Below are 5,556 nucleotides of genomic sequence, written 5' to 3' on the forward strand. Positions count from 1 at the left end.
GGCCCGCATGTCCGCCGAGCTGCGGGCGGTCGTGAACCGGTTCTCCGTCTGACCCTCCCGCCGGGGAGCCCTCCTGCCCGGGCTCCCCGAAGGAGGGCCGTCTTCCCCGATCTCCGGCCCTCCGCTCCCGGCGGCCCGCCCTCTCCTTCCCCCTCGGCGGCCCGCCGTACGGCCCCGGCCCCTCCTGGTGAATCCGCCCCAGGGAGGCCGGGGCCGCCTGTTTCCCCGGACGCGGACGACCGGGCCTCCCGCCGTGCCCCGCCGGACGCCCCGCCACCCGGCATCCGGCCCCGGGGCGGACGGGCCCCGGTGTCCCGGCCGCCCGCCGTACCGGGCGCCGCAACCCTTTCGAAACTCAGAGCCCGGTCCCGCCTGCCGATCGGCTGGGCGGAGGACGGACCGCCCGCGACCGGTGACGGTGCCCGCCGCGGCGCCGCGCACGCACGGCCGTCCCGCCGCGGCGCCGGCCACCCCGTTCCGGGGGACCGCCCCGGCAGGACGGATGCGACGAGACCTCTACCCCCTTCGAGGACCGACAGAGGAAACGTCGCCGTGCGAACCCCCGACATGTTCCGTGCCCTGCGGCACCACAACTACCGGCTGTGGGCGGGGGCGGACTTCCTGTCGGTCGCCGGGACCTGGATGCAGGTCCTGGGCGTCAACTGGCTGCTGCTGTCCATCACCGGCTCGGCCACCAGCCTCGGCTTCGGCCTGTTCCTGCAGTCGCTGCCCACCCTGCTGCTGGCCTTCGCCGGCGGCTGCCTGGCCGACCGGCTCCCCGCCCGGCCGCTGCTGCTGACCACCCAGTTCCTGCACGGGCTGCTCGCGGCGGTCCTGGCGGTGATCGCCCTGACCGGCGCCGGGAGCGTCTGGCCCATCTACGCGGTCGCCCTGCTCGGCGGCGTGGTCTCCGCCCTGGACGGTCCCGCCCTGGGACGGTTCGGCGCGGAGGTCGTCGGCCCCGAGGACCTGCCGAACGCGCTGGCCCTCGGCTCGGTGATCAGCTCCGGCGGGCGCATCCTCGGCATGGGCGCGGCCGGCGTGCTCATCCCCGTCGCCGGGACCGGGACGCTCTTCGTGCTGAACGCGCTGAGCTTCGCGGTGATCATCGTGGCGATCTGCCGCATGCGCGCCGGCGAGATGCACCCGCTGCCGCGCGCCGCGGCGGAGAAGGTCGGGATCGCGGCCGGGCTGCGCTACATCGGCGGGACCCGGTGGCTGCTCATCCTGCTCGGTCTCGCCCTCGTGCTGGGCGCCCTCGGCCGCAACTACCAGGTCACCATGGCCGCGATGAGCGACGGGCCGCTGGGCGCCGGCGCGGCCGGGTACGGGCTGCTGTCGGTCGTCTTCGCCGCCGGCGCCGTCGTCGGCGGCCTGTACGCGGCCTCCCGGCGCGACCTGACGTTCCCCCTGCTGTTCGCCGCCGCGGCGCTCACCGGCGTCGGGCAGGTTCTCAGCGGGGTCATGCCGGGCCTGCTCTCCTTCGCCCTGATGCTGCTGCCGATCGCGGCCGGCGCGGTCGTCCTGGACACCGCGGTCAGCACGCGGGCCCAGCTCGGCACCGCGCCGGAGATGCGGGGACGGGTGCTGGCCGCGCAGTCCATGGTCGGCGCGGCCTCCGGGGCGGTCGGCGGGCCGCTGCTGGGCGTGCTCTGCGACACGCTGGGACCCCGCACGGCCCTCGTCGGGGCGGGCGTGGCCTGTTCGGTGGTCACGGTCGTGGCCGCGGCGGCGCTGGCGCGCACGCTCGGGCACCGGCTCCCGGCGGTCCTGTCCGGCGGCGAGAAGGCCGGTGAATCCTCAGCCCTCAGCCCTGCCTGTCGATAGGAAACCCGACGGGCGGGCTGTGAGACATGTCCCGCTTCATATTCAGGAGGCCCCGCGTGGTATCGGTTCTCGTGGTCGACGACTCGGTCGTCGTCCGACGCCTGATCGTCGACGCGCTGAGCGCGGATCCCGGCATCACGGTGGCGGGCACCGCTCCCAACGGCAAGGTCGCCCTCTCCAAGATCGAGATGCTGAAGCCCGACATCGTCACGCTCGACATCGAGATGCCGGTGATGGACGGCCTGACCACGATCCGCGAGATCCGGAAGGTCCACCCGCGCCTGCCGGTCATCATGTTCAGCACGCTGACCTCGGTCGGCGCCTCGGCCACGCTGGAGGCGCTGGCCGCGGGCGCCAGCGACTACGTGACCAAGCCGGCCAACGTCGGCAGCGTCGCGGAGTCCATCAAGAGCGTCCGTGAGCAGATCATCCCCCGCATCCACGCGCTCTGCCGGACCGGGACGCCGCGCGCGGCCCGGCCCGCCCCCCGCCTGGCCGCTCCGCCCGCCCGCCCGGCGGGCGGGACCGGCACCGCCGAGATCGTCGCGGTGGGCTGCTCCACCGGCGGTCCCGACGCGCTGGCCAAGGTGGTCAACGCGCTGCCCGCCGACTTCCCCCTGCCGATCGTCGTGGTCCAGCACATGCCGCAGGTGTTCACCAAGATGTTCGCCGAGCGGCTCGACCGGTCCTCGCGGCTGCACGTCGTCGAGGCCCGTCCGGAGATGCCGGTGAAGGCCGGGACGGTCTACATCGCGCCCGGCGACTACCACATGGAGGTCGTGCGGCGCGGCACCGGCGTCTTCACCCACCTGCAGCAGGGTCCTGCCGAGAACTTCTGCCGCCCCGCCGTGGACGTGCTGTTCCGCTCCGTCGCCCAGACGTACGGCGGAGCGACCCTCGGCGTGATCCTGACCGGCATGGGACAGGACGGCAAGCGCGGCAGCGAGCTCCTGGCCTCCAAGGGGGCGGAGATCGTCGCGCAGGACGAGGCGACGTCGGTCGTCTGGGGCATGCCCGGGGCGGTGGCCGGAGCGGGACTGGCCCACGCGATCCTCCCCCTGAAAGACATTTCCCAGCATCTCATCAGCCGCGTGGCCGGTGGCCGCCCGGCAAGGCCCCGAGGATGATCAGATGGCTCTGACCCAACAGGAGTTCGCCTTCGTGAGCGGGCTCGTCCGGCGCGAGGCGGCGATCGTCCTCGAAACCGGCAAGGAGTACCTGGTGGAGGCGCGCATCCTGCCCCTCGCCCGGCGGGCCGGCACCACGACGGTGTCGGAGTTCGTCGCGCGGGCGCAGCGCGAGCGCGCGTTCGCCGACCAGATCGTCGACGCGCTCACCACCAACGAGACGTCGTGGCTGCGCGATCGCGAGCCGTTCACCGCGTTCACCGAGAACGTGCTGCCGGACCTGGCCGAGCGGCGTCCGCCCGGCCACCGGCTCCGCGTCTGGTCGGCCGCCTGCTCCAGCGGGCAGGAGCCGTACAGCCTGGCCATGCTGCTGGAGGAGTCGGTGCGGACCAGCCAGTACGAGATCTTCGCGACCGACATCTCCTCGGAGATGATCGAGCGGGCCAAGGCCGGCCGCTACAGCCAGCTCGAGGTCAACCGGGGACTGCCCGTGCCCATGCTGGTGCGTTACTTCGACCGGGTGGGTACGGAATGGAAGGTGTCCGAGGCGCTGCGCCGCAACATCTCCTTCCAGAAGATGAACCTCGCCGCACCGCTGCCGCAGGTGGTGCCCTTCGACGTGGTGTTCCTGCGCAACGTCCTGATCTACTTCGATCTGGAGACCAAGCGCTCGGTGCTGCGGCGGGTACGCAGCCTGATGCGTCCTGACGGCTGGCTGTTCCTCGGAGCCGCCGAAACCACTATCGGCATCGACGACGGGTTCGAACGCGTCGTCGCCGGGCGCGCGTCGGCCTACCGCCCACGCGTCGATGTCACTGCGCCGGTCGGCGCGACAAGGAAGGGGTGACACCACGGTGCAGGCCATGGTGATCGACGACAGCCGCGCTATGAGACTGATTCTGCGCCGCATCGTCACGCAGCTGGGCTTCGAGGTAATCGAGGCCGGAAACGGAAAAGAAGCACTTGATCTGCTGCAGACGGCGGATCCGGTGCCGCAGGTGGCGCTCATCGACTGGAACATGCCGGAGATGAACGGACTGGAGTTCGTCACGGCCGTCCGCGCCGACGAGCGTTTCCGGCAGATGACGCTGATGATGGTGACCACCGAGAGCGAGCACGGGCAGATCGTCCGGGCGCTCGCCGCGGGGGCGCACGAGTACGTCATCAAGCCGTTCACGCCTGAGGCGATCGCAGAGAAGCTGGCCCTGCTGGGCCTCGTCCCGAGTGGAATCATGCAATGAGCGTTACCACCGACGACCTGAACGCCATCACCGAGCAGGTCTGGCTGTCCTACCTGGACCCCGAGGGCGTCCACCCGTTCCTGCCGTCGCCCGAGGCCCCGGCGCCGCCGCATGTGATCGCGTCGGTCTCGGTGACGGGCGCCTGGGAAGGGCACGTCGTCATGACGTTCTCCGAGGGGGCGGCCCGGATGTCCACCTCGGCCCTGCTGGGCATGGAGGCCGACGAGGTCTCCGACGACGACGTCGCCGACGCGGTCGGCGAGCTGGTCAACGTGATCGGGGGCAACGTCAAGAGCCTGCTGCCCGACGGCTCGCTGCTCTCCCTCCCGCACGTGGTCACGGGCGAGACCGGTGGCGCCAAGTGGCCGGCGGCGGTGGAGGTCTGCCGTCTCCAGGGCAGCTGGCAGGACGAGAAGATCGCGATCGGCGTGTGGACCAGCAAGTCCGGGGCAGGGGAGTAGCCGAAATGAAGATTCTCATCGCCGACGACAGCAGGGTCATGCGCCAGATCGTCACGCGCACCCTCCGCCAGGCCGGTTTCGGCGGTCACGACCTCGTCGAGGCCGCCGACGGCCGCCAGGCCTACGACCTGGCCGTCTCGGAGAAGCCGGATCTGATCCTGTCGGACTGGAACATGCCGGAGATGACCGGGATCGAGGTGCTGCGGGCGCTGCGCGCGGCCGGGGAGAGCATGCCGCTCGGCTTCGTCACCTCCGAGAGCACGGACGAGATGAAGCAGATGGCCGAGCAGGCCGGCGCGCTGTTCCTGATCACCAAGCCGTTCACCGCGGACACGTTCGCCGATGTACTCGGCCCGATCCTGGGGTAGAGGCCCTTCATGTCGACACTTCCGGCGCCGAAAGCCATAAGGGATCTGTTCGAGGACATGCTGGGGCGCAACGTCACCGTGGGCGTGACCGACCCGGCCCTGGCCGAGGACCTGCGCAAGGCGGCCGTCGCCCTGTACGTCGACGGTTCCCGGAAGCTGACGGCGGTGGCCGGGCTCGACCTCAATCTGTCCTCCTACGCCGGGGCGGCCATCGGCCTGATCCCGGTGGGCGGCGCGGAGGCCTCCATCGAGGACGGCGAGCTGACCCCGATGCTGGCCGACAACGTCCGGGAGATCTGCAACATCCTGACGGGCCTGCTCAACCAGCAGGATCTGCCGCACCTGAAGCTGTACGAGGCGTACATGCCCGGGGAGGCGGCCCCCGCGGACGCCATCAGCCGCCTGCTGGCCCTCGGCGCCCGCCTCGATCTGAAGGTCGACATCGCCGGATACGGTTCCGGCAAGTTCTGGCTCTCCCTGGCCGGCTGACGGGTCCGGGAGAACCGCCGAGAGGCGCCGTCCCCACGGGGAC

At 71.6% G+C, this 5,556-nt stretch carries 7 protein-coding genes; all 7 read left to right on the plus strand.

The features are described from left to right. Positions 1 to 552 precede the first annotated feature (552 nt). Genes ACFOWE_RS30490 through ACFOWE_RS30520 form a run of 7 tightly spaced genes read left to right on the plus strand, consistent with a single transcriptional unit; the run spans position 553 to position 5,513 of the window. The gene (locus ACFOWE_RS30490; RefSeq protein ID WP_377293950.1) at positions 553 to 1,827 is read left to right on the plus strand and encodes an MFS transporter; all 1,275 of its coding nucleotides are present in this window, start codon (positions 553 to 555) and stop codon (positions 1,825 to 1,827) included. A gap of 56 nt (positions 1,828 to 1,883) precedes the next feature. Beyond that, positions 1,884 to 2,954, plus strand: coding sequence for a protein-glutamate methylesterase/protein-glutamine glutaminase (locus tag ACFOWE_RS30495; RefSeq protein WP_377293952.1), 1,071 nt, complete (start codon positions 1,884 to 1,886; stop codon positions 2,952 to 2,954). Positions 2,955 to 2,958: 4 nt separating this feature from the next. Next, the gene (locus tag ACFOWE_RS30500) at positions 2,959 to 3,801 is read left to right on the plus strand and encodes a CheR family methyltransferase (protein ID WP_377293954.1); all 843 of its coding nucleotides are present in this window, start codon (positions 2,959 to 2,961) and stop codon (positions 3,799 to 3,801) included. A gap of 16 nt (positions 3,802 to 3,817) precedes the next feature. Further along, positions 3,818 to 4,195, plus strand: coding sequence for a response regulator (locus tag ACFOWE_RS30505; RefSeq protein WP_344866857.1), 378 nt, complete (start codon positions 3,818 to 3,820; stop codon positions 4,193 to 4,195). Further along, a complete protein-coding gene (locus tag ACFOWE_RS30510; RefSeq protein WP_377293957.1) occupies positions 4,192 to 4,656 on the plus strand; it encodes a chemotaxis protein CheX in 465 nt (154 codons plus the stop codon). Before ACFOWE_RS30505 ends, ACFOWE_RS30510 begins: the two co-directional genes overlap by 4 nt. Positions 4,657 to 4,661: 5 nt before the next feature. After that, entirely contained in the window at positions 4,662 to 5,024 is a 363-nt protein-coding gene (locus ACFOWE_RS30515) for a response regulator (RefSeq protein WP_377293959.1), read from the plus strand. Positions 5,025 to 5,033: 9 nt separating this feature from the next. Continuing rightward, the gene (locus ACFOWE_RS30520; protein WP_377293961.1) at positions 5,034 to 5,513 is read left to right on the plus strand and encodes a hypothetical protein; all 480 of its coding nucleotides are present in this window, start codon (positions 5,034 to 5,036) and stop codon (positions 5,511 to 5,513) included. Positions 5,514 to 5,556 lie beyond the last annotated feature (43 nt).

Origin of the sequence: Planomonospora corallina (genome assembly GCF_042650625.1) — a bacterium.
In the GTDB taxonomy this organism is placed as follows: domain Bacteria; phylum Actinomycetota; class Actinomycetes; order Streptosporangiales; family Streptosporangiaceae; genus Planomonospora_B; species Planomonospora_B corallina.

What these genes read in the sequence shown, in the direction of transcription:
- ACFOWE_RS30500 (WP_377293954.1), top strand. Translation starts at nt 2,959, where the DNA reads ATGGCTCTGACCCAACAGGAGTTCGCCTTCGTGAGCGGGCTCGTCCGG.
- ACFOWE_RS30505 (WP_344866857.1), top strand. Translation starts at nt 3,818, where the DNA reads ATGGTGATCGACGACAGCCGCGCTATGAGACTGATTCTGCGCCGCATC.
- ACFOWE_RS30510 (WP_377293957.1), top strand. Translation starts at nt 4,192, where the DNA reads ATGAGCGTTACCACCGACGACCTGAACGCCATCACCGAGCAGGTCTGG.
- ACFOWE_RS30515 (WP_377293959.1), top strand. Translation starts at nt 4,662, where the DNA reads ATGAAGATTCTCATCGCCGACGACAGCAGGGTCATGCGCCAGATCGTC.
- ACFOWE_RS30520 (WP_377293961.1), top strand. Translation starts at nt 5,034, where the DNA reads ATGTCGACACTTCCGGCGCCGAAAGCCATAAGGGATCTGTTCGAGGAC.